Genomic DNA, 25,000 nt, shown 5'->3' with positions numbered 1-25,000 from the left:
CATCGTCAAGCCCGGAGGCCGTCAGGCCGAGGCCTGCGTTCCCGTCAGGGTCCGGAACACCTCCAGCGACAGCTGGCCGAAATCGGCCGAGGCGCGCACCTCGACGGTGCGCGGTCGCGGCAGGTCGACCGTGCGCACGGCAGCGATGCGGCCGGGCCGCGGCGTCATCACCACGATGCGGTCGGACAGGAACACCGCCTCCGAGATCGAGTGGGTGACGAACAGGACGGTCTTGCGCGCCGCATTGCCGGTCTCGCCCCAGATGCGCAGCAGTTCCAGGTTCATCTCGTCGCGCGTCATGGCATCGAGCGCGCCGAACGGCTCGTCCATCAGCAGCAGCGGCGGGTCCAGCAGCAGGGCGCGGCACAGCGAGGCGCGCTGCTGCATGCCGCCCGACAACTCGCGCGGCCGCTTGTCGGCGAAGTCGCCCAGGCCGACCGTATCGAGCAGGTGCCGGGCGCGCTCGCGATAGCGCCGCGGATCCTTGCCGGCCAGTTCGGCCGGCAGCAGCACGTTGTCGAGGATCGAGCGCCACTTCAGCAGGATCGGCGCCTGGAACACCATGCCGACGTCGGCGATGGGACGGGTCACTGGCCGGCCCGCGACCATCGCCTTGCCGCGGCTGGCCGGGCGCAGGCCGGAGATGATGCGCAGCAGGGTCGACTTGCCGCAGCCGCTGGGCCCGACCAGCGAGACGAACTCGCCGCTGCCGACCTTGAGGTTGATGTCATCAAGCGCCTGGACCGGGCCGCTGTCGGCGACATAGGTCATGCCCAGCCCGTCGAGGTCGATCAGTTCGTCACTCACGTTGGTCCCTCGTTCCCTCCCCCACGCCGTGGGGTCAGGTGGAAGCGAAGCTTCCACCGGGGGTGGCCGAAGGCCGGAGGGGGAGCCGACGTGGTCTCTGTTATCGAGATCACCACGGCTCCCCTCCGCCCCTTCGGGGCACCTCCCCACTGCGTGGGGAGGAAAAACATCTACCGTCCGGCCGGCATCTCGACCTTGGTGAAGAACTCGGTGGTGAATGTCGCCTTGCAGTCGACCTTCTTGGGCAGGCCCATGTAGGTGTTCACCAGCTCGACCGAGTCGCACATCTTCTTCTCGTCGATCCAGCCGATGCCGTTCTTGGCGTAGCGCTCGGTCTTCATCAGCGACAGCCCGATCATCATGTTGGGCTCGATCACCGACAGGTCGACTTCGGGCACGCGCTTCTTGAGGATGGCCAGCGCCGCCTTGGGATCGGCCATCACGTCGCGCCAGCCCATGTACGAGGCTTCGAGAAACGCCTTCAGCGCCTTGCCGCGCTCCTTCATGGTCTTGTCGCTGGCCATGATCGACATGCTGTACATGTCGAAGCCGAAATCGGCCCACGACAGCATCACCACGTTGCCGGCGCCCATTGCCTTCTCATAGAGCGGCAGGCCGGTGCTGTAGTCGCCCACCGTGTCGACGCGCTTCTCGGCCAATGCCGCGATCTTGGCCGCCGGCTCGATGTTCACCCAGCTCACCTTGCTGGCGTCGATGCCGTGCAGCTTGGCAAAGGCCGGGAAGACCTGGCGCTGGCTGTCGCCCGGCGGTGCCGCCGCCGTCTTGCCCTCGAGGTCCTTGGGCTTCGTGATCGCCGCGCTCTTGGCGCTGAAGAAGTTCAGCGGCGTCTTGTCGAACACCATGCCGACATCCTTGATCGTCGTGCCGCGCGCGATCGAGGCGATCACCACGGCGGCGTCGGCGAGACCGGCATCGGCGCGGCCGGAATCGACCTTGGCGATCGAGTCTCCCGAGCCCTTGGAGTTCTCCAGGGTGACATCCAGTCCCTTGGCCTTGTAGTAGCCCTTCTCCAGCGCCACCCAGTAGGCCGCGTGGTCGCCGACGGCGAACCAGTTCAGCGCGAAGGTGAACTTCTCCAGCGGCTGTGCCGTCGCCGGCGCCGCGACGGCGAGGCTTATGGCAACGGCACCGGCCGTGCGTGCGATCCATCCCATGGCAGTCTCCTTATTTTCAAATGGTGTCATCCCGAGCGCAGCGAAGGGTCCCCTGAAAACGGAGACACCTGTTGCGCGAGATCCCTCGCTGCGCTCGGTATGACGTGGTTTCATTGCGTTGTTTCGGCCCACGGCGCGGCCCAGCGGGCGACGGCGACGACGGCGCCGTAGAGCGCCAGCCCGACGATCGACACCCAGACCAGCGCGCCGAAGGCCAGCGGCGTGTTCATGCTGCTTTGCGTGGTGATGATGACGTAGCCCAGCCCCTTCTGCGAGGCGACGAACTCGCCGACGATGGCGCCGACCACCGCCGATGTCGCCGTGATCTTGAGCGCGCTCAGGATGTAGGGCAGCGCGTTGGGCAGCCGGATCTTGGCGAAGATCTTCCATTTCGGCGCCGAAAAGACGCGGCCCAGGTCGAGCATTTCGGGATCGACCTGCGACAGGCCAACCGCGGTGTTGATGACCACCGGGAAGAAGCCAATCAGCGCGCCGATCAGCATGTTGGGCACGATGCCGTAGCCCAGCCACAGCAGGAACAGCGGCGCCACCGCCACCTTCGGCAAGGTGTTCACGAACACCAGGAATGGCACCAGGGCGCTGGCCAGCCGCGGTGACCAGGCGATGGCCACGCCCAGCGCCACGCCGATGCCGCCAGCCAGTACGAACGCGCCGATGATCTCGACCGTCGTCACCCACAGATGCGGCCACCATTGGGTCTCGGGTTCGATGAAGGCGCGCAGCACAGCCATCGGGCTGGGCAGGATGTATTCGCGGATGTTGAGCACGCTGACGGCCAGCTGCCACACGACGATCAGGCCGACGAACAGCGCCATCGCCGGCCAGTTGTCCTGCAGCCACCGCGAGACCTTGTTGCCCACCGATATCACTCCGAACACGGCGAGGGATCTTTCATCGCTTCCCCCTTTGGCGTAGAGTCGTTAAGTAACGGTTTGGTTACTTGCGCCAGACTGACGATAACACCGACGTCCGTCAAGAGAGACACCGATGCGCCTGTCGCTGTGCAATGAGGTGATCCGCGAACTGCCGTTCGAGCGGCAGTGCGCGCTGGCGGCGGCGTTGGGCTATGCCGGCCTCGAGGTTGCGCCCTTCACCTTGGGCGAAGCGGCGTGGACGGCGTCAGCGTCCGAACGCGCGGCATGGCGTCGTGCGCTCAGCGATGCCGGCGTGGTGGTGAGCGGCCTGCACTGGCTGCTGGTCAGTCCGCCCGGCCTGTCGATCACGTCGGCCGACAAGCCGACCTGGGATCGCACGGTCGACGTGCTGCGCCGCCTGATCGATCTCTGCGCCGAGCTGGGCGGCGCCTACCTCGTGCACGGCTCGCCGGCGCAGCGCCGTGTCGGTGACCAGGCCGATCCGGCGGCGGCTGCGGCGCGCGGCGAGGCGGCGTGGGCCGCCATCGCCGATGATGCGCGAAAGGCGGGCGTGATCTACTGCATCGAGCCGCTGGCCCAGCCGGAGGCCGATTTCGTCAACACGCTGGCGCAGGCGAGCGCGATCGTGCAGCGCATCGGCAATCCGGCGTTGCGCACCATGATCGACACCTGCGCCGCCAGCCTGATGGAGCCCGAGCCGGTGGCCGACGCGTTGCGGCGCTGGCTGCCCACCGGGCAGATGGCGCACATCCAGCTCAACGACCGCAACCGCCGCGGCCCCGGCCAGGGCGACGACCGCTTCGCGCCGGTGCTGCAGGCGCTGCAGGACGGCGGCTACGACGGCTGGGTGGCGATGGAGCCGTTCGACTATCATCCCGACGGTCCGACCTGCGCCGCCCGCGCGATCGGCTACGTCAAGGGCATCCTGGAGACGTTGGCATGAGCGTCATCTGTCATCCCGAGCGCAGCGAGGGATCCAGGCGCAATTCTGGATCCCTCGCTGCGCTCGGGATGACAGGGGACGCCTGGAAAAGAGTGATTGGACCATGAACAACATCCCCCAGCTGCGCCTTGAGGCGGTCGAGCGCTACGAACGCGATGTGACTCTGCGCCTGCCGTTCCGCTTCGGCGTGATCACCGTCACGCACTCGACCCAGGCGGTGATCCGCGCCACCATCGCGTTGCCCGACGGGCGCACGGCGACCGGCATCGCGGCCGAAACGCTGGCGGCCAAGTGGTTCGACAAGAACCTGGCCTACAGCGACGCCCAGAACCTCGACCAGCTGCGCCAGGCGCTCGACATCGCCATCGACCTCTACCGCGCCCGCGGCTGGAGCACCGCGTTCGGCCTCTACGCTGATAGCTACCGCGAGCAGCTGATGCGCGGTGCCGCGCTTGACCTCGTGCCGCTGGTGGCATCGTATGGTCCGGCATTGCTCGACCGCGCCATCCTCGATGCGCTGGGCCGCGCCGGCGGCTGGTCGTTTGCCGACATGATCCGGCGCAACGTGCCGGGCATCCGCGCCACCGACCTGACGCCGGATCTGGCCGACACCGACCTCGATACCTTCCTTGCCGGCCTCAGGCCGGGTGCCGCCATCGACGTGCGCCACACCGTGGGCCTGGTCGATCCCATCGTCGCGGCCGACCAGAAGCCCGGCGAGCGCGTCGATGACGGCCTGCCCGAGACCCTGGAAGAGGTCGTGCGCCACTACCGTGGCCGCTACTACAAGCTCAAGGTCGGCGGCGACATCGCGGCCGATCTCGATCGCCTGTCGCGCATCGCCGCCGTGCTCGACCGAGATGCCGGCGACTATCGCGCCACGCTCGACGGCAACGAGCAGTATGACGATGTCGAGGGCATTGCCGCGCTGTGGCGGCGCATGGAAGAAACGCCTGATTTGAGCAGCCTGGTCGCGCGCATCCTGTTCATCGAGCAGCCGATCAAGCGCGCCGTGGCGCTGTCCAGATCCGTCGAGTCGCTGGCCCAGCGCAAGGCGCTGATCGTCGACGAGTCGGACGGCGAGCTGGGCACGTTCCCCGCCGCGCGGGCGCTGGGCTATGCCGGCGTCTCGAGCAAGAACTGCAAGGGCTTCTACAAGTCGATCCTCAATGCCGCGCGCGTGGCGCGGCTCAACAAGGCGGCTGGCGCGGCGCGCTATTTCATGTCGGCCGAGGATCTCACGACACTGGCCGGCATCTCCGTGCAGCAGGACCTGGCGCTGGTGTCGCTGCTGGGCCTGACCCATGTCGAGCGCAACGGGCATCATTTCATCGACGGCATGTCGTTCGCGCCCGACGCCGAGCAGGCGTCGTTTGCCGCCGCGCACCCCGATCTCTACGACCGCAGCGGCGGCGCGGCCCGCCTGCGCATCACCGGCGGCACCTTGCAGCTGGGCTCGCTCGCCTGTCCTGGCTTCGCCGTCGGCGGCGACACCGACATCGCCGCCCTGCGCCCGATGCCCGCCGCCCCGAAGGCGCGCCTCGTACCTGGGAGCGCGGGCGTCCCGCCCGCTCATGAGCGGGCCGGAGGCCCGCGCTCCCAGGAACCAACAGACATCAAAGGTAAGTCATGACCACCGCCCAGACCCTGCCCACGCGCTTCGCCGATGTTGCGGCAGTGGAAGATTTCATGACCGAGCCGACGCCGGCACTGGTGGCCGATCTCGCCCGGGCGCCGGGTGACATCATGGTGCTGGGCGTCGGCGGCAAGATGGGCCCGACCTTGGCGCGCCTGGCCAAGCGCGCCGCGCCGGACCGCCGCGTGATCGGCGTCGCGCGCTTCAGCGAGGCAGGCCTGCGCGAGGGCCTGCAGGCGCACGGCATCGAGACCGTCGCCTGCAACCTGCTCGACCGCGCCGCCGTCGCCGCGCTGCCGAAGGTGCCCAACATCGTGTTCATGGCCGGCCACAAGTTCGGCGCCACCGGCAACGAGCCGCTGACCTGGGCGATGAACGTGCTGGTGCCGGCGTTGGTGGCCGAGACCTTCACCACGTCGCGCATCGTCGCCTTCTCCACCGGCTGCGTTTATCCCTTCGTCGACGTCGAGGGCGGCGGTGCGACGGAGGACGTGCCGCCGGTGCCGCCGTCGGGCGACTATGCCTGGTCCTGTGTCGGCCGCGAGCACATGTTCCAGCATGCCTCGCGGGCGCACGGCACGCCGGGCCGCCTGATCCGGCTGAACTACGCCATCGACATGCGCTACGGCGTGCTGCATGACATCGCCCGCAAAGTGCAGGGCGGCGAGGACATCGACATCACCATGGGCCACGTCAACGTGATCTGGCAGGGCGACGCCAACAGCATGGTGTTGCGCGCCCTGGCGCACACCACGGCACCGACCTCGCCGCTCAACGTCACCGGCCCCGAGACGCTCAGCGTACGCTGGCTCGCCACCGAGTTCGGTCGCCGTCTGGGCAAGTCGCCGCGGCTGGTCGGCAGCGAGGCGCCGACCGGCTGGATCAACAACGCCCGGCGCATGGTGGCCGAGCTCGGCGCGCCGCGTGTGCCGATCGGCACGATGATCGACTGGACCGCCGACTGGCTCACCCGCGCCATGCCGACCCTGGACAAGCCGACCCACTACGAGGTCCGCGATGGGAAATATTGATCTTCCTTCCCACGCAGTGGAGGGGCGCCCCTTCAGGCGCCGCCCCCGACTGCGTTGAGGGAGGGAACGTTGACCCTCACCGAGCGCGACCTGCGGCCCGCGGACGCCGAGGCGGCGTGGCCGCTGTCGATCGAGGCGGGCTGGAACCAGAATGTCATCGACTGGCGCTTCATGCTGGGTCACGGCCGCGCCATCGGCGTCGCCGACGACGACGGAAGCTGGGTGGCGAGCGCGCTGGCCTTGCCGCTGGGGCCTGACCTGTCGTGGCTGAGCATGGTGCTGGTGACGCAGAAGCGGCGCCGGCTCGGCCTGGGCACGCGGCTGCTGCGCCGCTGCCTGGAGCACGTCGAGGCGCAGGGCGCCGCCGCCGGCCTCGACGCCACCGAACTCGGCCGGCCGGTCTACCTGCCGCTGGGCTTTCGCGATCTCTACCGCATCTCGCGCTGGCACATCGCGCAGGCCGGCGCTGCCTTACCGCCGCCGTCGGGCGTGCGCCTGCGGCCGATGACCGAGGCCGACGACGCGCGCGTCGCCGCCTTCGACACCACGCACAGCGTCATGCAGCGCGGTTACATTCTGGCGCATCTGCGCGGGCGGCGTCCCGATCTCGCCTGGCTCGCCGAGCGCGCCGATGGCGGTGTCGCGGGTTACGTCGTGGGCCGCGAGGGCCGGACCGCCACCTCGATCGGCCCCGTGGTGGCCGCCGACGCGACGATCGGCCTGGCGCTCGCCAGCCGGGCCCTGGCCGCCGCACCCGGCCCGTTCCTGATGGATGTGCCCGACAGCCACGCCGCCGTCGCGGATTTCCTGCGCGCCTGCGGTGCCACGTCGCCGCGCTATTTCATCCGCATGCTGAAGGGCGATCTGCCCGGCTTGGAGAACGACGGCGCCATCATCGCGCTCGCCGGTGCGGAGCTCGCATGACGCTCGCCAAACGCCAGCGCCCCGCCGCGGCCAAGCGCCCCAACCGCAAGCGCAAGATCGCCGATGGCAACGGCAATGCCCGCACGCGCGATCCCGAGCGCACCAAGGCGCGCATCCTGGAGGCGGCGACCGGGGAATTCTCCCAGCGCGGCCTGGGCGGCGCCCGCGTCGATGCCATTGCGCGGCGCGCCGGCGCCAACAAGCGCATGCTCTATCATTACTTCGGCAACAAGGAGGGCCTGTTCCTGGCGGTGATGGAGAACACCTACGCCCACATCCGCACCCAGGAAGAGGCGTTGCACCTCGATGACCTGCAACCGGTGCAGGCCATGCGCCGCCTGATGCATTTCACCTTCCGCTACTTCCTGGCCAACCCGCATTTCATCGTGCTGCTCAACAGCGAGAACCTGCACCGGGCGCGGCACATCCGCCGCTCGCCGCGGGTGAAGGCGATCAACAGCCCATTGATCGAAGCCCTGGGCCGCGTGCTGCGCCGCGGCCGCGCGAGCGGCCTGTTCCGCGCCGGCGTCGATCCGATGCAGCTCTACATGTCGATCGCCGGCGTCTGCTACTTCTACTTCTCCAACATCCACACGCTGTCGACCATCTTCGACCGCGACCTGCTGGCGACGCCGGCGCTGGCGCAGCGCGAACGCCACGTCGTCGACGTCATCCTGGGTTACCTGCGCGCCTAGCGGCAAGGCGGCGAGCAGGCGAGCAGGTACGTCGGCGCCGTTACGCGACGCGCGATTGCATCTGCTTGGCCTCCAGCCGGCGCGTCGCTCGCTCGGAAACCCCGATATAGGGCCCCCAGGGACCGACGCCGGGCGTCGGCAGAATATCCCTCACCCCGGGCATCTCGCTGAGATGCTCGAGTTCGTCGAGCCTGGTCATGGTGAAGTGTCCCACGACCCCGTCATCCTTCAGGCCCATGCTGCGCTGGAACGATTTTACGCCCTCCTTGAACTCCGCGTCGTATACCGGACTGAGGGGAAACAGCCGCTTCAAATGACCCCACCCGTACAGCGAGATTTTCAGCTTTTCGACGGACGGGTGGCGTTCGGGCAGGCGCATCGGCGGCGCGTTGCTGGCGGCAAGCTCAAGGCGCTTGTCGCCGCGGAACACGATCGATTTCAGTTTCATGGTGCCTCCTGCGAATGGGCTGAAGCGGTAGACACCTGCCGGTTTCGCTTATTCCACGCCCTGGAAGCGCGCACCGAAACCTGGGAAGCTGCATGTCTGTGATAGGGGTCAACCGCAGGGGAGGCCGACATGCGTGCTTACAGGTTGGCGGTGCGGCTGTCGGCGGCGCTCGCCGCGCTCGCGATTGTCGCGTCAGGTGCCGCAGCGCGGACCGTCGATCGGCTCTACGTCATGGATTGCGGCCATAACGCCGCGTCAGACCAGTCGCGCTGGTCGCCCGGCGTCAATGTCGGCAAGCCGATCGAGCTCTCCGACAATTGCTACCTGATCCGCCATGGCAATGAGTGGCTGCTGTGGGACACCGGCTATCCCGACTCCGTCGCGGCCGGGCCGGTGACGACGCCGGTCGGCACCGCGACGCGGGCCAAGACCCTGGTGGCGCAACTTGCCGAGGTCGGCGTGAAGCCGTCCGACATCCGTTTCGTCGCCGTCTCGCACACGCATGGCGATCACGTCGGCAACGTCGACCTGTTCGAGCAGTCGACGCTCCTGATCCAGAAGGCCGAGTTCGACTGGGCCTTCGCGCCCGACAAGAGACCGCCGTTCAAGGCCGACCGGCCGCTGCGCAAGCTGGAGGGTGACCTCGATGTGTTCGGCGACGGCAGCGTTGTCGTCATCGCGACGCCGGGGCACACGCCCGGACACCAGTCGCTGCTGGTGCATCTGGCCAAGACCGGCTGGGTGGTGCTGAGCGGCGATGCCGCGCACTTCAAGGACAACTGGGACCACCGCCGCGTGGCCTCGATGAACACCAGCGCCGAGCAGACCCAGGCGTCCTACAAGCGCATCGCCGACCTGCTGGCGGAAAAGAAGGCACAGCTCTGGATCAACCACGACAAGCCGCAGAGCCTGAGCCAGAAACGCTCACCCCAGTTCTACGACTGATCCCCCTGGGCGTGCGGGCGTCCGTGTCACGGGATCACGTGTGCTCGAGAATGTTCAGCAGCTTGCCGAACGGATCGCGCACGTAGAACCGGCGCACGCCCCACGGCTCGTCGGCCGGCCCGTATTCGATGGCGATGTTCGCCTGCCGCATGCGCGCCAGCGCCGCGTCGAGATCGTCGACCTCGATCGACAGATCAGGCACGGGCGTGCCCGATCCACCCTCGGTCGCGACGCTGATCTGCACGCTCATCGTCTGGCGTGATCCATACGTGGCGATCCAGCCGTGGTCCATCATCAGGTCCAGGCCCAGCACGTCCTGATAGAAGCGGCGCGCCGCGGTGATGTCTTGCGCCGCGACATTGGCGACGATCCGTTTGACGTTCATACGCGACCTCTGTCGCGCGGCGAATGCCGCGCCGAGGCGAGCCTATAGCACGAGCCCGGCCAGAACCTACTGGCAGGACACGCCTTGCCGGGTCTCGATGCAGCAACGGTCCTTGCCTTCCGGCACGTAGCCGGCGACCGAGCCGCGGCGGGTCGTGAACCGGCATTGGCCCACGGGCCGATAGGTCGTGCCGCGGCGATCGTAGTCGTGCCGCTGCGAGCGATAGGTGGGCTCGTCGCGCCGGTCGACGCGACCGTCGTGGTTGCGGTCCTTCCAGCGCCAATAATCGCGGTCCTGGTGCCGCCAATCCTCGGCGCTGGCCGGAGCGGGAATGATGGCCGTCGCGGTGACGGCCGCGATCAGCGCAGCGATGAGCGTGCGGGTCATGATGGCCTCGCTTGTAATCAGGTAGCCATCAGGATTACGCACGGGCCGGCAGGCGGTTCCGGTGCCGCCTGCGGCGGCCTAGTGGCGGCGGCTGCCCACGCTGCGCTCGGGCAGGCTGTAGCCGGCGGCCTTCAGCAGCTTCTCCAGGTGCACGATGGCCTCGGCGGCGCGGGCGTTGCTGCAGCTGTTGAGCGCGGTGTTGGTGTCCATGCTGTTGCTGGTGTTGGCCGAGCGGCCGTAGCGCTCCTGCAGGCTCGCCAGCTTCTTGCAATAGGCCGCATCGTCGGACTCGACGGTGTGCTGCTGCGCCATCGCCGGCGTCGCGGCGATGGCGGCCAGTGTGAGCAGGCTGGCCAGGGTTGTCGCCAAACGGTGCATGATCGTTCTCCTCGGTTCAGGGTGCCGCGCGCAGCGGTCACCGCATGACACCGAGACGATCCAGGTCGCCCGAAGACGACGGTGGCGGAATCTTTTTTTGCCACCGAATCCTTGTGGTGGTCGCGAACGTCCTCGTCAGGACGCCTGTGGCACCGGCTGACCCGGCCGCGCCGCGGCAGTCGCTGGCGGCTTGAACGTCAGCGCGATGGCCACGGCACAGAGACCGAAGATCAGGGAGCCGATGTAGAGCCAGTTGTAGCCGGCGAACGTATCGAACACCCAGCCGCCGGCCCACGGGCCCAGCGCCATGCCCATGGCCGAGATCATGGAGACCGCGCCGAACACCGTGCCCATGATGCGGGCGCCGAAATAGGTGCGCACCAGCACGGCGTAGAGCGGCATGACGCTGCCATAGGCGATGCCGAACAGCAGCGACAGCGCATAGAAGGCACCCAGCTCGGAGACCACGAGATAGAGCGACACCGCGACCGCCTGCAGCGCCAGGCCGATCACGATGGTGGGCTTGGCGCCGATGCGGTCGGCGATCAGCCCGCCGCCGAGGCGGCCGGCGAGGCCCGCCAGTCCCGCCGTGCTCAGCACCGTGGTGGCCGCCATCGCCGACACGCCGCAGCTCATGGCATAGCTCACCATGTGGAAGATCGGGCCGGAGTGCGTGGCGCAGCAAGCGAAGAAGGTGAGCGCGATGATGGCGAACTGCGGCGTGCGCAGGGCCTGCGCCACGGTCATGCCGGGGTCGTCTGAAGCGGCGCCGGATGCGCCGTTGACACCCGGCGCGCTCGGCGCCGGCCGCAGCAGGAACGCGGCGGGCAGGATCACCGCCGCGACGACGACGGCCAGCACCAGCATGGCCAGCCGCCAGTCGTGGTTGGTGATGATCCAGCGCGCCAGCGGCGCCACGGTCATCGACCCCATGCCCATGCCGGCCGATACCAGTGCCGCCGCAAGATTGCGGCGGTGCTCGATCCAGGCCATGGCCAGCGCCGTCATCGGCGCGAAGAAGGCGCCGGCCGCCGCGCCCACCAGCATGCCGAACAGCACCTGGAAGGCGAGCAGCGACGTGGTCTGGCTGGCCAGCGCCAGGCCGATCGCCAGCAGCGTGCCGCCCAGCAGCACCACGGTGCGCGCGCCGTAGCGGTCCGACAGCGCACCCCAGCCGAACGACGCCACGCCCATGCACAGGAAATTCAGTGTCGCCGCCGCCGAGGTGCCGCTGCGCGACCAGCCGGTCGCCTCGGTGATCGGATTCAGGAAGACCGCGAGCGAGAACATCGCGCCGAAACCGATGCAGCTCACCACCATGCCGACACCGACGATCACCCAGCCGTACGAGACTTTCATGGTCGCTCCCGGCCGCGCAGCCCGTCCCGGCTGCTGCGGCATGTCGCGATAGTGGCGGGTTGGGCCGCATTATCCAACGCTCAATCGGCATGCCAGCTCCGCAACTGGCTTCCTGGGAGCGCGGGCGTCCCGCCCGCTCATGTCCTGACGCCGTGCGCACAGCGACAGTAAGGCGTTCGCCGGAGAATGCGGGCGAGACGCCCGCGCTCCCGGGAGGACCGGGCGCCTGGAGGCTGGTGTTGTTCCGGGCTGGCTAACGCACCACTCCCAAATGGGAGTATCGCGGGCCAGGTCACGCGCGCACCCTTGCGGCGTCATCGAGCGTCAATCTGCGCGCAGTGGCCGTCGCGCGGTGGGGGCACGCCATGATCTTCCTGCGCGAGCACTGGTTCGAGGCGGCGTCCGACATCCAGGCGCGGCTGGGTCCCATCGTCGTGCGGGCGGACGGCATCAAGAATGAGCGCAAGGCCCGGCAATACATCGCGTCGGTGCTCGGCATCCTGCGCGCCCTCGAGGGCGCGACCCGCACCGGCAACGCCGTGATCACCATGATCCGTTTTCACAACAAGCCGGTGCTGATCTTCCCCTATGACGGCCAGGGCGGGCCCTGCAATGCCTGGGCGAAGCGCGACTGGGGCCTGTTCACCGGCACCGTATCGTTCACGCCTTTCGTCGGTGGCGGCTGCCGGGGTCCTCGGGGGACCTACCCGGTCGCCAAGCTGCCGCACGAACTGCTGGTCCATGAGCTCACCCATATCGTGCGCGCGGTGTCGGGCAACTGGATGAAGGTGGGCGAGGAGGACGAGGAGGAACTCGCCAACATGGTCGCGAACATCTTTTCGGTCGAGATCAACCGCCGCCCGCGGCTCGACTACATTCACGACGATGCCGAGGTGACCGGTGATCTCGCCGTCTTCTCGCGCGAGTACCACGACGAGCACTTCGAGATGATCGAGGCCTTCTGTCGCCAGAACAAGCACTTTGCCATCAAGCTGGCGCGCGTGAAGACCGCCTTCAATCCGCTGTTGCAGTACATGAACGCAACGCGCCCGCCGGAATGGTCGGGCCGTTGAGTACGGCCGGTGAAGTTGTATCAGCCGGAGGTCGTCATCGATGTCTGCGGGACAGTGTAGCATTCGATGTCGAGATCGACGCCAAGCTCAACCAGCCGTGCCAGCATGTGGTGCGGCAGGCTGTCACCGAAGTATCCCTTGTCACCCAGGAATTGCACAATGACGTGGATCTGCCCGCCGGTGGATCGCAAATGCTCAAGAAACACTTTGTGAGATTCCAGGCCGTCGATCAGTGTCTCGATCTGGTTGACGAAGTGCTGGCCCGTCGTCTGGTAGTCCCAAGCGTGGCGCCAGCGTGAATCTCGATAGGTCCCGGGCAAAGGAGTTCCGTTCGGAGTCTTGCGGGGATCTCCTGCGCGTTGTCGCGAGCGACCCTCCAGCTTCAGGGCTGTGTCGATCTGTGCCGGATCGATGGTTGGATGAATGACGAGTAATGGACGCTGAAGCGCTGAGGCGCGCGCTCATCGTCATCCTGTATGGTCACCACCATGCGGTGACTCTAACACGGATGTTATCCGCGGATCTCCAAGCTGATCACGATCTTGTGCGCCCGTGGCGTCATCCGATGGGTGCGGGCACCCGTATTCGGGACTGCACGGCGCGAACGGCTGCGCCGGTGCCGCACAATCGAGGAGTCATCATTGATGTTGATCAAGAACGCATTTCTGGCGTCCACGGCGCTCGCCGTCGCGCTGGCCTGTACCGCCATCGTTCCCTCGGGCGCGGTGGCGCAGGAGAAGACGGTGATGGTGGGTGGCGCGGCGATGTATCCGTCGAAGGACATCATCGACAACGCCGTGAACTCGAAGGATCACACCACGCTGGTTGCTGCCGTCAAGGCGGCGGGCCTGGTCGAGACGCTCAAGGGGCCCGGCCCGTTCACGGTCTTCGCGCCGGTCAACGCGGCGTTTGCGGCCCTGCCGCCGGGCACCGTCGACACCTTGCTCAAGCCGGAGAACAAGGCCCAGCTCACCAAGATCCTGACCTATCACGTCGTGGCGGCGAAGGTGGATGCCGCGGCGCTGATGGGCATGATCACCAAGGATGGCGGCAAGCACACCATCAAGACCGTCGCCGGCGATACGCTGACGGCCAGTGTCCAGGGCGGCAAGGTCGTGCTGACCGATGCCAAGGGCGGCATGTCGACCGTCACGCAGGCCGACGTCTTCCAGAAGAACGGCGTGATCCACGTCGTCGACAAGGTGCTGCTGCCATAAGGGCGCTTGATCGACGCACCGCAAGGTCCTGAACGAAGCGAGGGACCCCGCAGCGCACGGATCGCACGCGATGGTGCGCGTGCGTTCTGCCGGAAAGATCAACCACAGAGGTACAGAGGACGCGGAGGAACACAGAGAAGATTACCAGCGCGCCTTCGGCGCCATCTCTTCCCTCTGTGCGCCTCTGTGACTCTGTGGTGAAGCCGTTCTGCCTTTGCTGCCGCGGCCGGCGCTACTCCTTCGTCATCGTCACGCGGAAGGATCGACCCGATCCGACGCCGGTCCACGTGCCGGCGAGGCCCTTGCCGTCGCGGCGCAGTTCGACCGGATTCTTGGCACCGGTCGTGAGCTTGATCTCGTTGGCGGTCACGGTGCAGCTGGCTGGCGCGGGGCTCGCCCGATAGCCCTCGCCCCAGCGGCACGTCGGCTTGCCGCCGGCAATGTCGATGATCATCACCCGCTCGGGATCTTGCCCGCGAAAACTTTCGAGCCGGCCCTTCCAGGTGCCGGCCGCCCAGCTGATGTCCTGCGCCAGCGCCGGCCCCGACAGAATGGCCAGAACCGCCGCCGGCCCCAGCACCCGCACAACGTTTCGCATCATTGCTGCCCCCCGGTAGATGCACCGGTATCCATCCCGCACCGGCACTCGCGCAGCAATGCAAAAAGTTTGAGGGGCCATAGCCGCAGGGCATGGCCCCTCGGGGCACCTACTTGTCGAAGGTCGTGAGCGTGGCGCCGTCGTTGGCCACGATTACGGCCAGGATGCGCGCCGGCTTGGTGGTGCTGGCGTTGGCGCTGACGCTGTGGTGGGCGCCCGGCGGCTCGTACCAGAACTGGCCGGCGGTATAGACGGTCTCCGGCCCGTCGTTGACCTTGGAGCGCACCGAGCCTTCGACCACATAGGCGAAGATCTCGGCCGAGTCGGCGTGGCGATGGCTGCCCGAGGCGCCGCCCGGCGCATAGTCGACCGTGATGGCCGTCATGCTCTTGCCGGGCATGGTCTTGAGCTTCTGGCCGAAGATCGGCTTCACCGTATCGCCGCCGGTCTTGGCCTGGCCCAGCGCGTAGCCGCCGGCCAGGAGGAGCGCGCCGGCCGCGGCCGCCGCCAGGATGCGTGATGTCGCCATGGTTCAGGTCCTCCTATTCGGCTGCCGCGGCGGCCGCTTTCACCTGGACCGGGTGGACCATGCGGAAGCCGACGCCGAAGCGGTTCAGCAGGTTGATGGTGCCGATCAACGCCGTGAGGTTGACGATCTCCTCCTCGGTGAAGTGCCGGCGCACCGCGTCATAGACGTCGTCGGGCGCCCGCGTCTGGGCGAGCAGGGTCAGCGCCTCGGTCCAGGCCAACGCCGCGCGCTCGCGGTCAGTGTACAGCGGCGATTCCTGCCACGTCACCACCAGCTGCACGCGATCCTCGCTCTCGCCCTTGGCGCGCGCATCGCGACTGTGCAGATGAACGCAATAAGCGCAGCCGTTGATCTGCGAGGCGCGGATCTTCACCAGCTCGACCAGTGACGGCTCCAGGCTCTTGTTGATCTGCGTGGCGAGCCCCTTGATGGCTTTCATCGTCTCCGGCGCTGCCTTGTATGGTTCGAGTCTTGCCTTCATCGTAGCCTCCGTCGGGTTTGCAGTGTGTGCGAGCCAGGAGGTATGTGCTGGTGGCCGGCGGCAACAGAGCCAAGACCGGAGCGAACGGGCAGGCCATGATCGGGGATCTGGCGGCGCTGCACGGCATGCGGCTGGACCGCGGCGATGCCGCGCCGATCTACCGCCAGATCGAGGCCCGCATCCGCGCCGCCATCCTGGATGACCGACTGGCGCCGGGCACGCGGCTGCCGTCGTCGCGCAGCCTCGCCAGCCAGCTCGCCGTGGCGCGCGCCACCGTCGAGCTGGCCTACAACGTGCTGGCCGGCGACGGCCTGATCGAGGGTCATGCCGCCGCCGGCACCATCGTGGCGCCGCGCCTGCAGGCCGATCACCTGCAGGCCGCGCGGCGGCGCGACGCGGCGCAGCGGCCCGTCATCCAGCCCAGCCTGATCTGGTCACCCACGGTGCGGCCGCTGCAGATGGGCGTGCCGGCCTTCGATGCCTTTCCGCGCAAGCTGTGGACCCGGTTGGCGGCGCGCACGGCGCGCGGCCTGTCGACGGCGCAGATGACGTACCAGGACATGTCGGGCCATGAGCCGCTGCGCCGCGAGCTGGTACGCTACCTCGCGATCGCGCGCGGCGTGGTCTGCAGCGTCGATCAGGTGTTCATCACGGCGGGTTTCCAGGGCGCGCTCGGCCTCATCGCCCGCATCCTGCTGAAGCCCGGCGACGCCATCTGGACCGAGGATCCTGGCTATTTCTTCGGTCGCGACGCGTTGGCGCTGGCGGGCGGGCGGCTGGTGCCGGTGCCGGTCGATGCCGACGGGCTCGATGTCGCCGCCGGCATGACGCGGGCACCCGATGCGCGGTTCGTGCTGGTGACGCCCACCAACCAGTTTCCGCTCGGCGCCAGCCTGACCACCGCACGCCGCGCCGACCTGCTGGCGTGGGCCAGCGCCAACGACACCTGGATCATCGAGGACGACTACGACAGCGAGTTCCGCTATCGCGGCCCCAAGATGCCGGCGCTCAAGAGCATCGATGCGCCGGGCCGCGTGCTCTATGTCGGCACCTTCAGCAAGGTGCTGTTTCCCGCCTTGCGGCTGGGCTACCTCGTGGTGCCTGAGCCGCTGGTCGAGCCCTTCGCCAGGACGGCCGCCCTGCTGCAGCCGCAGCCGTCGCTGGGCGATCAGATCACCGCGACCGCGTTCATGGCCGAAGGCCATTTCGCGCGCCACGTCGCGCGCATGCGCGGCCTCTACGGCGAGCGCCGCGCGGCATTGCTGCAGGCGCTGGCGGCACTGCCCAAGCCGGCGTGGCCCGTCGAGGCCGCCGCCGGCGGCATGCACGTGATCGCGCGCCTGCCGCCGGGACACGACGATGCTGCCGCCGTCACCCGCGCCCACGCCGCCGGCCTCGCGCCCGAACCGCTGTCGCGTTTCGCGATGGAAGCCGACACCGGCCCGGGCCTGATGCTGAGCTTCACCAACCTGCCGGCTGATGCGGCCGTGCGTGTCGTCCGCAAGCTGCACCGCGCCATCCACCCCTCTCCCCGGGGGAGCGGGGAGAGGGAGGGGCCCGCGCGCAGCAGCCTGCCCTGAGCTTGCCGAAGGGCGGGAGGGTGAGGGGTACGATCGGTCAATCGCGCTGTTCCCGATGAGGACGGGTACGATGTTCAAGGTTACGGCATCGAGCATCGATGGGTATTTCGCTTTCGACCCGGCGCGCGAAGCGGAGTTACGTGCCATCGATCGCATGATCCGGCACGCGGCACCGACCCTGAAGCGATGGTTCGTCGCCGGCACGCCTCCGGGCGAGCCGGGGATGAAAATGGCGATGATCGGCTACGGCCGCTTCGCCTACACGGTGCGGTCATCGCCCCAGCCCATCGACTGGCCCATCGTCGGACTGGCCCTGCAGAAGAACTATCTCAGTCTCTACCTATCCGCCCGCCGCGAGGGCACGCCGCTGCTGGCGTCCTATGCCGATCGCCTGGGCAAGGTGTCCATCAGCAAGATCGGTGCGATGACGTTCGTGCGCACCGCCGACATCGATCGTGATGCCTTCACGGACATGCTGCGCGCACTGGTCGTCGATCTCGATCAGAACCGCATCGACTTGCGCTACGGACGGGTGAAGGACGGGTAGGGCCCCCGCGTCGCGCCGCGCTGCGATCGGGACGGCGGGGAGGAAGCGCCGTCCCGCCGTCCGAACCGGTCCCTGTACACCGCCGGCGGCACGCCCAGCCTTCGCTGGAAGGCGCGCCGCATGCGCTCCTCGTCGCCGAAGCCGCACACCGCGGCGATGCGCTTGATCGCGCTGTCGCCGTCCTCCAGATGCCGGCATGCCGCCTCGAGGCGCAGGTCCTGCACCAGTCTGGCCGGTGTGCCGCCGTGCCGTTGCGCGAAGCTGCGCGCGAAGGTGCGTGGCGTCATGCCGACCGATCGGGCCAGGCTGTCGACGCTGAGATCGGCGGCCAGATTGTCCACGATCCACGCCGGCAGTTCGGCCAGCCGCGAGTCCGATCGCGCCGCGCCCAGGCGCGTCTGCGCGGCAAGCGCACTGCTGAACTGCGCCTGGCCGCCCGAGCGGCGCAGGAACACCACCAGGTCCTTGGCGACGTCGAGGCTCAGTCGCCGGCCATGGTCCTCTTCGACCAGGGCCAGCGCCAGGTCGATGCCCGCCGTCATGCCGGCCGAGGTCCAGATCCGGCCATCGCGCAGGTAGATCGGGTCGAGCTCGACGCGCACCTCGGGGTACTGCGTCTTGAGCGTGTCGACCTCGCACCAGTGCGTCACCGCGCGCCGTCCGTCGAGCAGCCCGGCCGCGGCCAGCAGGAAAGCGCCGTTGCACACGCTGCAGAGGCGGCGTGTCCGCGGCGCGACGCGTCGGATCCAGTCGGCCAGCGGCGACCGCTGCGTGAAGGTCCTGGCCTCGGCGCCGCCGACAACGATCACGGTGTCAAGCCGCGCCGGCGCCATCGTGCGCAACGCCTGCGTCTGCATGACGATGCCGCAACTGGTGCCGATCAGGCCGCCGTTCTGCGACAGGAAGACGAGATCGTAGCCGCCGCCGTTGGCGCCCAGCAGGTGGTTGGCCACGCTGAACACCTCGGCCGGACCATTGAGGTTCAGCGACAGCGCCTGGTCGAAGAGCACGAAGGCGACGGTGCGACGTCGGGGCATGGCGGAACCCGTGGCAGAAAACGAGGGCCAGGTGTCATACCGGACAGAACGAAGTCTGGCTACCTGGGTGAGCGGGCGAGCCGCCCGCGCTCTCAGGTGGAACGTGATCGGCATGGACATCCCCACGACCAGATCCCGGCGCGCACCGCCGGCCCTGCTGTCGATTCTCACCCTCACGCTGTGTGCCTTCGCGCTCACCATGGCCGAGTTCGTGATCGCCGGCATCCTGCCCGACGTGGCCGCGGGCCTGTCGGTCTCCATTCCCGCCGCCGGGCATCTGGTCACCACCTATGCGTTGGGCATGGCGGTCGGTGGTCCCGTGCTGACATTGCTCACCGTCGGACTCGCGCGCCGGCCCCTGATGGCGACGCTGCTGGCTGTCTTCATGATCGGCAACCTCGCGGCCGCCGCGGCGCCGACCTACGCCGTCCTGCTGGCGGCGCGTGCCGTGAGCGGTTCCGTCGTCGCGACGTTCTTTGCCAACGCCGTCGTCATCGCGGTGTCGCTGGCGCCGCCCGGCAAGCAGGCCTCGGCCGTGGCGAAAGTGGCGCTGGGCTTCAACCTGGCGATGATCCTGGGGGCGCCGATCGGCACCATCATTGGCCAGCAGTTCGGCTGGCGTGCGACCTTTCTCTTCATCGCCCTCTTCACCGCCATCGCCTGGATGTGCCTGGTGATCTTCGTCCCTGTTCGTGGCGCCGCTGCGACGGGGACGATCGCCACCGAGCTGCGCGTGCTGGTCCGGCGCGACGTGCAGCTGGCGCTGACCATCACCGCGGTCGGCAACGTGGGCGTGCTGATCGTCTTCACCTATTTCGCGCCGCTGATGACGGACGTCAGCGGTTTCGCTGCCCAGACGGTCCCGGTGCTGCTGCTGGTCTACGGCATCGGCGCGATGGTGGGCAATCTTGCTGGTGGCTGGCTGTCCGACAAGGCGCTGATGGCGTCGCTGGTCGGCCTGCTGGCGGCGATGGCCGTCGCGCTGTCGTTGTTCTGGCTGGCGAGCCGGTTTCAAATGCCGAGCGCGATCATGGTGTTCGTCATCGGCGCGCTCGCCTTTGCCGTCATTCCCGGCATGCAGACCAGGGTTCTGGTCACCGCCCACGCCGCGCCGACGCTCGGCATCGCGCTCAACGCTTCGGCCTTCCAGATCGCTGCCGCCGTCGCGGCCTGGCTGGGTGGCCGGGTGATCGACGGCGGCTGGGGGCTACCCTCGCTCTACCTTGTCGCGGCCTGCATGACGCTGGTAGGCGTGGGTATTGCCGTCGTGTCCTGGCTGCGGGATCGCAGATGTTGAGGCCGCCGCGGCGCATGCCTCGCGACAGCGTGAGTTGTGGCAACCGTCGGCTTTCCTATGTAGGCGAAGTATTGCCTCTGATCCGTGGAGTTCGGGATGCTGGTGTTGTTGCGTGCTTGTGTCGTCGTGGGCGTCGTTGCGTTGCTGGGCGCGTGCAACACCACGTCGTCGGGCAACGATCCGTCCGGTTGCTGCATCCGGGCGCCGTCCAGCTACTGACGCCGCGCGGCTCAAAACGTACGGTTCTACGGCGCGGTAACCGGGCCTTGGAGGGAAACCAGGGCCGTTGACATTCGCCTCATCATGTAACATATTAAGTTACATGAAACGTGACAGCCGATTGTCAGGCGTGCTCCACGTCCTGCTTCACATGGCCGAACAGCGCGAACCGGTGACGTCGGAAGTCCTGGCCAAGGCGATGGACACCCATGCGGTGGTGATCCGGCGGATCATGGCGGGCTTGCGGGAGCGGGGATATGTCCGCTCCGAAAAAGGGCACGGCGGCGGCTGGACGCTGGCCTGCGATCTGTCGGCCGTGACGTTGCGCGATATCTACGACGCGCTGGGCGGTCCAGCGCTGCTCGCCATGGGGAACCGGACGGAGGCGCCAGGCTGCCTCGTCGAGCAGGCGGTGAATGCCGCGCTCGACCAGGCTTTCCATGACGCGGAGGCGCTGCTGCTGGCGCGTCTGGGCGAGGTGACCCTGGCCATGCTGAGCGCCGACTTTCACGACCGCCTCGTCGCCCGCGGCGGTGCCCATCGCCTGGAAAAAATCCATGCGTCTTGACGCCCTGGACCGCCAGCCATGGAAGGCCTCGTCGTGAACGAACTGCTTGCGCCGTTTTCCGATCCTCACGCGGTCGCCCGCTACGCCGACGGGCCGCCACGCTTCGTGCCCGGCCTCGCCGACCTGCATCGCATGACGACGCTTCTGCTGGCCGAACGCGCCTCTGACGATGCCCGGGTGCTGGTTCTCGGCGCCGGGGGCGGGTTGGAGTTGAAGGCTTTTGCCGAGGCCCATCCGCGCTGGACCTTCGACGGCGTCGATCCGGCGCACGAAATGCTGAAGCTCGCCGAACGGACGCTCGGGCCACTGGCGTCACGGGCGCGACTGCACACGGGTACCATCGACGATGCGCCATCGGGCCTGTTCGATGCGGCCACGTGCCTGCTGACCCTGCATTTCCTGCCTGCCGATGAGCGGCGTCGCACGGTGGCCGGCATCCGCCGCCGCCTGAAGCCCGGCGCGCCGTTCGTGGCCGCGCATGCCAGCTTTCCGCAGGGGCAGGGCGAACGCGCGCAGTGGCTGCAGCGCTATGCCGCCTTCGCGATCGCCGCCGGTGCCGATCCCGAGCAGGCGCACAACGCCCGCGCGGCGGTCGCGGCGCACCTGCATGTGCTCAGCCCCGAGCAGGACGAAGCGGTGCTGCGCGACGCCGGCTTCTCTGACGTGAGCCCGTTCTACACCGCCTTCACCTGGCGCGGCTGGGTCGCCTACGCCTGACGCGCCACAAGCGCAGCTGTTGGCCGCAACCAGAGTATGGTGAAGCGAGTGCGTGATGGTGCTGGTGACGGGTCGGACCGCGTCGCTCCAGCGACGCCCCGACGCGCAGCGGCGGATCATGAGCGCCGCTGGAGCGGCGCGGTCCCAGCCGTCGCCAGGACGGCATTCACTGGCCGAACCACCGCAAGGAGGATCATCGCAGTGCGCGACGCTTCTTGAGGTCAGTAGTACAGAGCGCACAGAGCAGGGTGTTGAATCATGGCTTCGCAACCACTGGCGTCGCGACGCATGCCGTGACCATCACGCCGACCGCTTCAGACGTTGGCCTCCGCCGCGCTCCAGGCTCCCGAGATAGGCACAGAACATGTCGGCCATGGCATCGGCGTAGGCGTCGATCTCCGCCGGCGTTCGCGGACTTTCCGAAAACGCCTTGCCCACGGTGCTCAGCGTCGTCGTGATCAGGTCGCCGGCCAGTGCCCGCGTGGCATCGGAAGCCCGGGGCAACACCTCCCGCAGGAAGGTCTGGACCGTGCGCTCTCCCGACGCCTTCGCCGCCTGTGCCTCGGGCGCATCGCGATAGAGCGGGGCGGCGTCATCGAGCGCCACCCGCATCGGGGCCTCGTCGCACTCCGATCGGATGAAGGCGTGCACCAGATGGCGCAGCCGGATGAGCGGCGGTTTCTGCTCGTCAACGAGGATGGCGCGCAGCAGGTCGGTCGTCTGCCGCCATTCGTCGCTCTGCAGCCGGAAGAGGATCGCCGCCTTGTTCGGAAAGTACTGGTACAGCGATCCGACGCTGACGCCGGCCCTCTCGGCCACCCGCGTCGTGGTGAAGCGCTGCGCGCCTTCCCTCGCCAAAACCTGAACAGCAGCATCCAGGATCGCCGCGACGAGGTCCGTCGAACGGGCCTGCTGAGGCTGTTTTCGCGAGGAAATCCGGGCGTTTCGGCGATCGGTCATGGCGGTGGTCGGCAATGCGAATCGTAAACGCGAAGGATTATTCGTATTTTTGAATTGAGCGCAAGGACGCTTACCGCAGACCGGAGATTGACATGACGACCCTGACCACTGACCCGTTGGCGTCATTGCTGGACCGCTTGTTTGCGGAAGCCGCGGTGTCCTCGCCAATGACACATCCTGCGGTGGCCGCGCTGTCGCCCGACGAGCGCGCGCGCCTGATGCGCAGCAGGACCGACTACCGCGACCTCTACGGGCGCCTGAAGGATTTTCCGCTCGCCGTCTCGCGCGAGACCGGCCGGCTGCTCTACATGCTGGCGCGCGGCCGCGGCGTGCGGACGGTCGTCGAGTTCGGGACTTCGTTCGGCATTTCGACGCTGCATCTGGCTGCAGCGCTGCGCGACAATGGCGGCGGCCGCCTGATCACCAGCGAGTTCGAGCCGTCCAAGGTGGCGCGCGCTCGTGACAACCTCGCGGCCGGCGGTCTCATCGACCTCGTCGAGATCCGGGTGGGCGACGCCCTGCAGACGCTGAGCGTCGATCTTCCCGAAACGATCGACCTGGTTCTGCTCGACGGCGCCAAGGCCCTCTATCCCGACATCCTGAACCTTCTCGAGAGCCGCCTCAGGCCGGGCGCCTTCATCGTCGCCGACAACGCCGATGATAGCCCCGACTACCTGGCGCGCGTGCGCGGGCCCGCTAACGGCTACCTGTCGACGCCGTTCGGCGAGGATGTTGAGCTCTCCATGCGGATCGGTTGAGATGAACATGGTCGGCTGCTGCGCATCGCCGGCGTCGCCTGCATCGGGTGCGCTCTCCCGGATAAGCCAGGCGCTCGTGACGGCGGCCCTCAACGGCGTCAGCGACATCGACCTTGTCGTGGTTCTGGGCACCACGCTGACGGCGGCCGGTCTCGACGTCGCCGCGATCGAAGTCGCCTGCGACGTCGTTGATCCTGAGCGGGCCCAGCACGTCATGCGGTGGCGCCGGGTTGTCGGCGGCACCGATGGCAACATCCTCGCTGCCGGAATCTTCCAGCTCATGCTGGAGGAGGGCTGGACGGTCCTCCGGTCTCCCTCTCCCCCCACGCAGTGGGGGGAGAGGGAGGGGCCCATGCCGCAGGCATGGGAGGGTGAGGTGGGTGCCGGGGGCGAACGAGTCGGCCCAAGCGCAACCGAGTTTGGATCCAACGCCCACCTCACCCTCCCATCGCTGGCGCGATGGGCCCCTCCCTCTCCCCCCGCTGACGCGGGCGGAGAGGGGCCGACATCGTCTCTACGCAACGCTCGAAACAATCTGTTCGCGCCTGTCCTGCAAGGCGGCGCGACGGATGCCGTGGCCTTCGCAAACCATCTCGCGCCTGACGCGACGCTGGGCTTTTTCGATGATGTCATGAGCCTGTTCAGCACCGAGCGACCCGGCGGATTCACTGCCGCGGAGATTGACCTGCTGCGGCTCGTGACACCGGTCTTTGCCCTTGCGTTGGGCGCGCGGCTGAATGCCGCCGCTGCGCGCGGTCTGCTGCAGACCTATCTGGGGCGCAATGCCGCGACAGCCCTGCTCGATGGACGCGTGAGCCTCGGTGCGGTCGAACAGATTCGGGCCGTTGTCCTTTATTGCGATCTGGTGGAATTCACCAACCTGACCGAGCGGCTGGATGCCCGTTCGCTCATCGATCATCTCAATCTCTTCTTCGAGACGATGACGCGGCCGGTGTCGCGGGCAGGCGGACAGGTGTCGGGCCATGTCGGCGATGCCGTCGTCATGTTCTTCCCGATCGCCGAGGCGCAACGCGAGGCACATCTCTGTGCCGTCGCGACAAAAGCCGCCCTCGAAGGACTGCGGGCCCTGGAAGCATTGAACGCCATGCCCGACCGCCGGTCACGGCCGCCGCTGCGGGCTCGGATCGGTATCGACATCGGCGAAGTCGTTCACGGCAACATCGGCTCGGCGGGCCGCTTCTCGTTCACGATCATCGGCACACCGGTGAACCGCGCCGCTCGCCTGCAGGCTCTCGCCAAGGACCTTGGCGCCACCATGCTCATGACCGCCGATCTGGCCCAGGCCGCGGGCATTCCCTGCCGCGCGTTCGGCAAACACGCGCTCAGAGGATTCGATCGGCCTGTCGACATTGTCGGGGCAGGCGTTTGCGATAGTTGCGACGCCTAGAT

30 protein-coding genes are annotated in these 25,000 nt (G+C 67.9%); 16 read left to right on the top strand and 14 right to left on the bottom strand.

Annotated elements, in window-relative coordinates; genetic code table 11:
* Positions 1–21: 21 nt before the first annotated feature.
* The 3 genes from FQU96_RS36505 to FQU96_RS36495 all read right to left on the bottom strand — a co-directional run bounded on the left by FQU96_RS36505 (position 22) and on the right by FQU96_RS36495 (position 2,863).
* Complete coding sequence (locus tag FQU96_RS36505) at positions 22–807, bottom strand: ABC transporter ATP-binding protein (RefSeq protein ID WP_255468769.1); 786 nt, start codon at positions 805–807, stop codon at positions 22–24.
* Positions 808–977: 170 nt separating this feature from the next.
* Complete coding sequence (locus FQU96_RS36500) at positions 978–1,982, bottom strand: ABC transporter substrate-binding protein (protein ID WP_146546337.1); 1,005 nt, start codon at positions 1,980–1,982, stop codon at positions 978–980.
* A 110-nt stretch (positions 1,983–2,092) separates the two neighbouring features.
* Positions 2,093–2,863, bottom strand: a complete 771-nt coding sequence (locus tag FQU96_RS36495; RefSeq protein ID WP_255468768.1) for an ABC transporter permease — start codon at positions 2,861–2,863, stop codon at positions 2,093–2,095.
* Between the two features lie 127 nt (positions 2,864–2,990).
* On the opposite strand from FQU96_RS36495, the gene FQU96_RS36490 reads away from it, so the two are divergent.
* The 5 genes from FQU96_RS36490 (at position 2,991) to FQU96_RS36470 (ending at position 8,107) form a co-directional block, all read left to right on the top strand.
* A complete protein-coding gene (locus FQU96_RS36490) occupies positions 2,991–3,821 on the top strand; it encodes a sugar phosphate isomerase/epimerase (RefSeq protein WP_146546336.1) in 831 nt (276 codons plus the stop codon).
* A 103-nt stretch (positions 3,822–3,924) separates the two neighbouring features.
* Positions 3,925–5,454, top strand: coding sequence for a mandelate racemase (locus FQU96_RS36485; RefSeq protein ID WP_146546335.1), 1,530 nt, complete (start codon positions 3,925–3,927; stop codon positions 5,452–5,454).
* On the top strand, positions 5,451–6,488 hold the full coding sequence (locus tag FQU96_RS36480; protein ID WP_146546334.1) for an NAD(P)-dependent oxidoreductase: 1,038 nt from the start codon (positions 5,451–5,453) through the stop codon (positions 6,486–6,488). Before FQU96_RS36485 ends, FQU96_RS36480 begins: the two co-directional genes overlap by 4 nt.
* A gap of 69 nt (positions 6,489–6,557) precedes the next feature.
* Positions 6,558–7,412: a GNAT family N-acetyltransferase gene (locus FQU96_RS36475; protein WP_146546333.1), complete on the top strand. Its 855-nt coding sequence runs from the start codon at positions 6,558–6,560 to the stop codon at positions 7,410–7,412.
* Positions 7,409–8,107 (top strand): TetR/AcrR family transcriptional regulator, encoded by a 699-nt coding sequence (locus FQU96_RS36470; protein WP_146546332.1) that lies wholly within the window; start codon positions 7,409–7,411, stop codon positions 8,105–8,107. Before FQU96_RS36475 ends, FQU96_RS36470 begins: the two co-directional genes overlap by 4 nt.
* Before the next feature lie 40 nt (positions 8,108–8,147).
* Here the strand turns inward: FQU96_RS36470 and FQU96_RS36465 are convergent, their stop codons facing one another.
* Positions 8,148–8,555: a peptidoglycan-binding protein gene (locus FQU96_RS36465; RefSeq protein WP_146546331.1), complete on the bottom strand. Its 408-nt coding sequence runs from the start codon at positions 8,553–8,555 to the stop codon at positions 8,148–8,150.
* 129 nt (positions 8,556–8,684) lie between these two features.
* Here FQU96_RS36465 and FQU96_RS36460 point away from each other — a divergent pair, with 129 nt between their 5' ends.
* Positions 8,685–9,500 (top strand): N-acyl homoserine lactonase family protein, encoded by an 816-nt coding sequence (locus FQU96_RS36460; protein WP_146546330.1) that lies wholly within the window; start codon positions 8,685–8,687, stop codon positions 9,498–9,500.
* A 34-nt stretch (positions 9,501–9,534) separates the two neighbouring features.
* Here the strand turns inward: FQU96_RS36460 and FQU96_RS36455 are convergent, their stop codons facing one another.
* The 4 genes from FQU96_RS36455 to FQU96_RS36440 form a co-directional block, all read right to left on the bottom strand.
* Positions 9,535–9,885: a VOC family protein gene (locus FQU96_RS36455; protein WP_146546329.1), complete on the bottom strand. Its 351-nt coding sequence runs from the start codon at positions 9,883–9,885 to the stop codon at positions 9,535–9,537.
* 66 nt (positions 9,886–9,951) lie between these two features.
* On the bottom strand, positions 9,952–10,272 hold the full coding sequence (locus FQU96_RS36450) for a hypothetical protein (protein ID WP_146546328.1): 321 nt from the start codon (positions 10,270–10,272) through the stop codon (positions 9,952–9,954).
* Between the two features lie 78 nt (positions 10,273–10,350).
* Complete coding sequence (locus FQU96_RS36445; RefSeq protein ID WP_146546327.1) at positions 10,351–10,650, bottom strand: hypothetical protein; 300 nt, start codon at positions 10,648–10,650, stop codon at positions 10,351–10,353.
* A 135-nt stretch (positions 10,651–10,785) separates the two neighbouring features.
* A complete protein-coding gene (locus tag FQU96_RS36440) occupies positions 10,786–12,009 on the bottom strand; it encodes an MFS transporter (protein WP_146546326.1) in 1,224 nt (407 codons plus the stop codon).
* A gap of 365 nt (positions 12,010–12,374) precedes the next feature.
* On the opposite strand from FQU96_RS36440, the gene FQU96_RS36435 reads away from it, so the two are divergent.
* Positions 12,375–13,082 (top strand): hypothetical protein, encoded by a 708-nt coding sequence (locus FQU96_RS36435; RefSeq protein WP_146546325.1) that lies wholly within the window; start codon positions 12,375–12,377, stop codon positions 13,080–13,082.
* A 20-nt stretch (positions 13,083–13,102) separates the two neighbouring features.
* On the opposite strand, the gene FQU96_RS36430 is transcribed toward FQU96_RS36435, so the two are convergent.
* Positions 13,103–13,495 (bottom strand): DUF4279 domain-containing protein, encoded by a 393-nt coding sequence (locus tag FQU96_RS36430; protein ID WP_255468772.1) that lies wholly within the window; start codon positions 13,493–13,495, stop codon positions 13,103–13,105.
* Positions 13,496–13,729: 234 nt separating this feature from the next.
* Here FQU96_RS36430 and FQU96_RS36425 point away from each other — a divergent pair, with 234 nt between their 5' ends.
* On the top strand, positions 13,730–14,299 hold the full coding sequence (locus tag FQU96_RS36425) for a fasciclin domain-containing protein (protein ID WP_370461638.1): 570 nt from the start codon (positions 13,730–13,732) through the stop codon (positions 14,297–14,299).
* 232 nt (positions 14,300–14,531) lie between these two features.
* Here the strand turns inward: FQU96_RS36425 and FQU96_RS36420 are convergent, their stop codons facing one another.
* The 3 genes from FQU96_RS36420 to FQU96_RS36410 form a co-directional block, all read right to left on the bottom strand.
* Positions 14,532–14,900, bottom strand: coding sequence for a hypothetical protein (locus tag FQU96_RS36420; protein ID WP_146546322.1), 369 nt, complete (start codon positions 14,898–14,900; stop codon positions 14,532–14,534).
* Between the two features lie 106 nt (positions 14,901–15,006).
* Positions 15,007–15,426 (bottom strand): cupin domain-containing protein, encoded by a 420-nt coding sequence (locus FQU96_RS36415; protein ID WP_146546321.1) that lies wholly within the window; start codon positions 15,424–15,426, stop codon positions 15,007–15,009.
* A gap of 13 nt (positions 15,427–15,439) precedes the next feature.
* A complete protein-coding gene (locus FQU96_RS36410; RefSeq protein WP_146546320.1) occupies positions 15,440–15,907 on the bottom strand; it encodes a carboxymuconolactone decarboxylase family protein in 468 nt (155 codons plus the stop codon).
* 50 nt (positions 15,908–15,957) lie between these two features.
* Here FQU96_RS36410 and FQU96_RS36405 point away from each other — a divergent pair, with 50 nt between their 5' ends.
* On the top strand, positions 15,958–17,487 hold the full coding sequence (locus FQU96_RS36405; RefSeq protein ID WP_218575014.1) for a PLP-dependent aminotransferase family protein: 1,530 nt from the start codon (positions 15,958–15,960) through the stop codon (positions 17,485–17,487).
* A gap of 70 nt (positions 17,488–17,557) precedes the next feature.
* Positions 17,558–18,034: a DUF1801 domain-containing protein gene (locus tag FQU96_RS36400; RefSeq protein ID WP_146546319.1), complete on the top strand. Its 477-nt coding sequence runs from the start codon at positions 17,558–17,560 to the stop codon at positions 18,032–18,034.
* Here FQU96_RS36400 and FQU96_RS36395 read toward each other — a convergent pair.
* Positions 18,010–19,071 carry a GlxA family transcriptional regulator gene (locus FQU96_RS36395; RefSeq protein ID WP_146546318.1) on the bottom strand — a complete coding sequence of 354 codons (1,062 nt, stop codon included), beginning with the start codon at positions 19,069–19,071 and terminating at the stop codon, positions 18,010–18,012. The genes FQU96_RS36400 and FQU96_RS36395 overlap by 25 nt on opposite strands.
* 112 nt (positions 19,072–19,183) lie before the next feature.
* Here FQU96_RS36395 and FQU96_RS36390 point away from each other — a divergent pair, with 112 nt between their 5' ends.
* From FQU96_RS36390 to FQU96_RS36380, 4 genes are all read left to right on the top strand, one after another.
* Complete coding sequence (locus FQU96_RS36390) at positions 19,184–20,368, top strand: MFS transporter (RefSeq protein WP_146546317.1); 1,185 nt, start codon at positions 19,184–19,186, stop codon at positions 20,366–20,368.
* 96 nt (positions 20,369–20,464) lie between these two features.
* The gene (locus tag FQU96_RS42925) at positions 20,465–20,587 is read left to right on the top strand and encodes a hypothetical protein (protein WP_255468766.1); all 123 of its coding nucleotides are present in this window, start codon (positions 20,465–20,467) and stop codon (positions 20,585–20,587) included.
* Positions 20,588–20,690: 103 nt separating this feature from the next.
* On the top strand, positions 20,691–21,155 hold the full coding sequence (locus tag FQU96_RS36385; RefSeq protein WP_146546357.1) for an Rrf2 family transcriptional regulator: 465 nt from the start codon (positions 20,691–20,693) through the stop codon (positions 21,153–21,155).
* A gap of 18 nt (positions 21,156–21,173) precedes the next feature.
* Positions 21,174–21,872, top strand: coding sequence for a class I SAM-dependent methyltransferase (locus tag FQU96_RS36380; RefSeq protein ID WP_146546316.1), 699 nt, complete (start codon positions 21,174–21,176; stop codon positions 21,870–21,872).
* 300 nt (positions 21,873–22,172) lie between these two features.
* Here FQU96_RS36380 and FQU96_RS36375 read toward each other — a convergent pair whose 3' ends face one another.
* Positions 22,173–22,832 carry a TetR family transcriptional regulator gene (locus FQU96_RS36375; protein ID WP_146546315.1) on the bottom strand — a complete coding sequence of 220 codons (660 nt, stop codon included), beginning with the start codon at positions 22,830–22,832 and terminating at the stop codon, positions 22,173–22,175.
* A 92-nt stretch (positions 22,833–22,924) separates the two neighbouring features.
* Between FQU96_RS36375 and FQU96_RS36370 the strand changes: the two genes are divergently transcribed.
* The gene (locus FQU96_RS36370; protein ID WP_146546314.1) at positions 22,925–23,590 is read left to right on the top strand and encodes an O-methyltransferase; all 666 of its coding nucleotides are present in this window, start codon (positions 22,925–22,927) and stop codon (positions 23,588–23,590) included.
* 1 nt (position 23,591) lies between these two features.
* Entirely contained in the window at positions 23,592–24,998 is a 1,407-nt protein-coding gene (locus tag FQU96_RS36365; protein ID WP_146546313.1) for an adenylate/guanylate cyclase domain-containing protein, read from the top strand.
* Positions 24,999–25,000 lie beyond the last annotated feature (2 nt).

This window comes from Reyranella sp. CPCC 100927 (genome assembly GCF_007859315.1).
In the GTDB taxonomy this organism is placed as follows: domain Bacteria; phylum Pseudomonadota; class Alphaproteobacteria; order Reyranellales; family Reyranellaceae; genus Vineibacter.
The sequence above is the reverse complement of the archived record's forward strand: the minus strand, read 5'-3'. Positions and strand labels throughout refer to the sequence as shown.

Bases quoted from the DNA above. Each gene is read 5' to 3' on its own strand.
- FQU96_RS36480 (WP_146546334.1), top strand. From the start codon at position 5,451: ATGACCACCGCCCAGACCCTGCCCACGCGCTTCGCCGATGTTGCGGCA.
- FQU96_RS36435 (WP_146546325.1), top strand. From the start codon at position 12,375: ATGATCTTCCTGCGCGAGCACTGGTTCGAGGCGGCGTCCGACATCCAG.
- FQU96_RS36440 (WP_146546326.1), bottom strand. From the start codon at position 12,009: ATGAAAGTCTCGTACGGCTGGGTGATCGTCGGTGTCGGCATGGTGGTG.
- FQU96_RS42925 (WP_255468766.1), top strand. From the start codon at position 20,465: ATGCTGGTGTTGTTGCGTGCTTGTGTCGTCGTGGGCGTCGTTGCGTTG.
- FQU96_RS36500 (WP_146546337.1), bottom strand. From the start codon at position 1,982: ATGGGATGGATCGCACGCACGGCCGGTGCCGTTGCCATAAGCCTCGCC.
- FQU96_RS36490 (WP_146546336.1), top strand. From the start codon at position 2,991: ATGCGCCTGTCGCTGTGCAATGAGGTGATCCGCGAACTGCCGTTCGAG.
- FQU96_RS36485 (WP_146546335.1), top strand. From the start codon at position 3,925: ATGAACAACATCCCCCAGCTGCGCCTTGAGGCGGTCGAGCGCTACGAA.
- FQU96_RS36460 (WP_146546330.1), top strand. From the start codon at position 8,685: ATGCGTGCTTACAGGTTGGCGGTGCGGCTGTCGGCGGCGCTCGCCGCG.
- FQU96_RS36455 (WP_146546329.1), bottom strand. From the start codon at position 9,885: ATGAACGTCAAACGGATCGTCGCCAATGTCGCGGCGCAAGACATCACC.
- FQU96_RS36385 (WP_146546357.1), top strand. From the start codon at position 20,691: ATGAAACGTGACAGCCGATTGTCAGGCGTGCTCCACGTCCTGCTTCAC.
- FQU96_RS36365 (WP_146546313.1), top strand. From the start codon at position 23,592: ATGAACATGGTCGGCTGCTGCGCATCGCCGGCGTCGCCTGCATCGGGT.
- FQU96_RS36370 (WP_146546314.1), top strand. From the start codon at position 22,925: ATGACGACCCTGACCACTGACCCGTTGGCGTCATTGCTGGACCGCTTG.
- FQU96_RS36420 (WP_146546322.1), bottom strand. From the start codon at position 14,900: ATGATGCGAAACGTTGTGCGGGTGCTGGGGCCGGCGGCGGTTCTGGCC.
- FQU96_RS36395 (WP_146546318.1), bottom strand. From the start codon at position 19,071: ATGCCCCGACGTCGCACCGTCGCCTTCGTGCTCTTCGACCAGGCGCTG.
- FQU96_RS36390 (WP_146546317.1), top strand. From the start codon at position 19,184: ATGGACATCCCCACGACCAGATCCCGGCGCGCACCGCCGGCCCTGCTG.
- FQU96_RS36450 (WP_146546328.1), bottom strand. From the start codon at position 10,272: ATGACCCGCACGCTCATCGCTGCGCTGATCGCGGCCGTCACCGCGACG.
- FQU96_RS36410 (WP_146546320.1), bottom strand. From the start codon at position 15,907: ATGAAGGCAAGACTCGAACCATACAAGGCAGCGCCGGAGACGATGAAA.
- FQU96_RS36415 (WP_146546321.1), bottom strand. From the start codon at position 15,426: ATGGCGACATCACGCATCCTGGCGGCGGCCGCGGCCGGCGCGCTCCTC.
- FQU96_RS36375 (WP_146546315.1), bottom strand. From the start codon at position 22,832: ATGACCGATCGCCGAAACGCCCGGATTTCCTCGCGAAAACAGCCTCAG.
- FQU96_RS36445 (WP_146546327.1), bottom strand. From the start codon at position 10,650: ATGCACCGTTTGGCGACAACCCTGGCCAGCCTGCTCACACTGGCCGCC.
- FQU96_RS36470 (WP_146546332.1), top strand. From the start codon at position 7,409: ATGACGCTCGCCAAACGCCAGCGCCCCGCCGCGGCCAAGCGCCCCAAC.
- FQU96_RS36400 (WP_146546319.1), top strand. From the start codon at position 17,558: ATGTTCAAGGTTACGGCATCGAGCATCGATGGGTATTTCGCTTTCGAC.
- FQU96_RS36465 (WP_146546331.1), bottom strand. From the start codon at position 8,555: ATGAAACTGAAATCGATCGTGTTCCGCGGCGACAAGCGCCTTGAGCTT.
- FQU96_RS36380 (WP_146546316.1), top strand. From the start codon at position 21,174: ATGGAAGGCCTCGTCGTGAACGAACTGCTTGCGCCGTTTTCCGATCCT.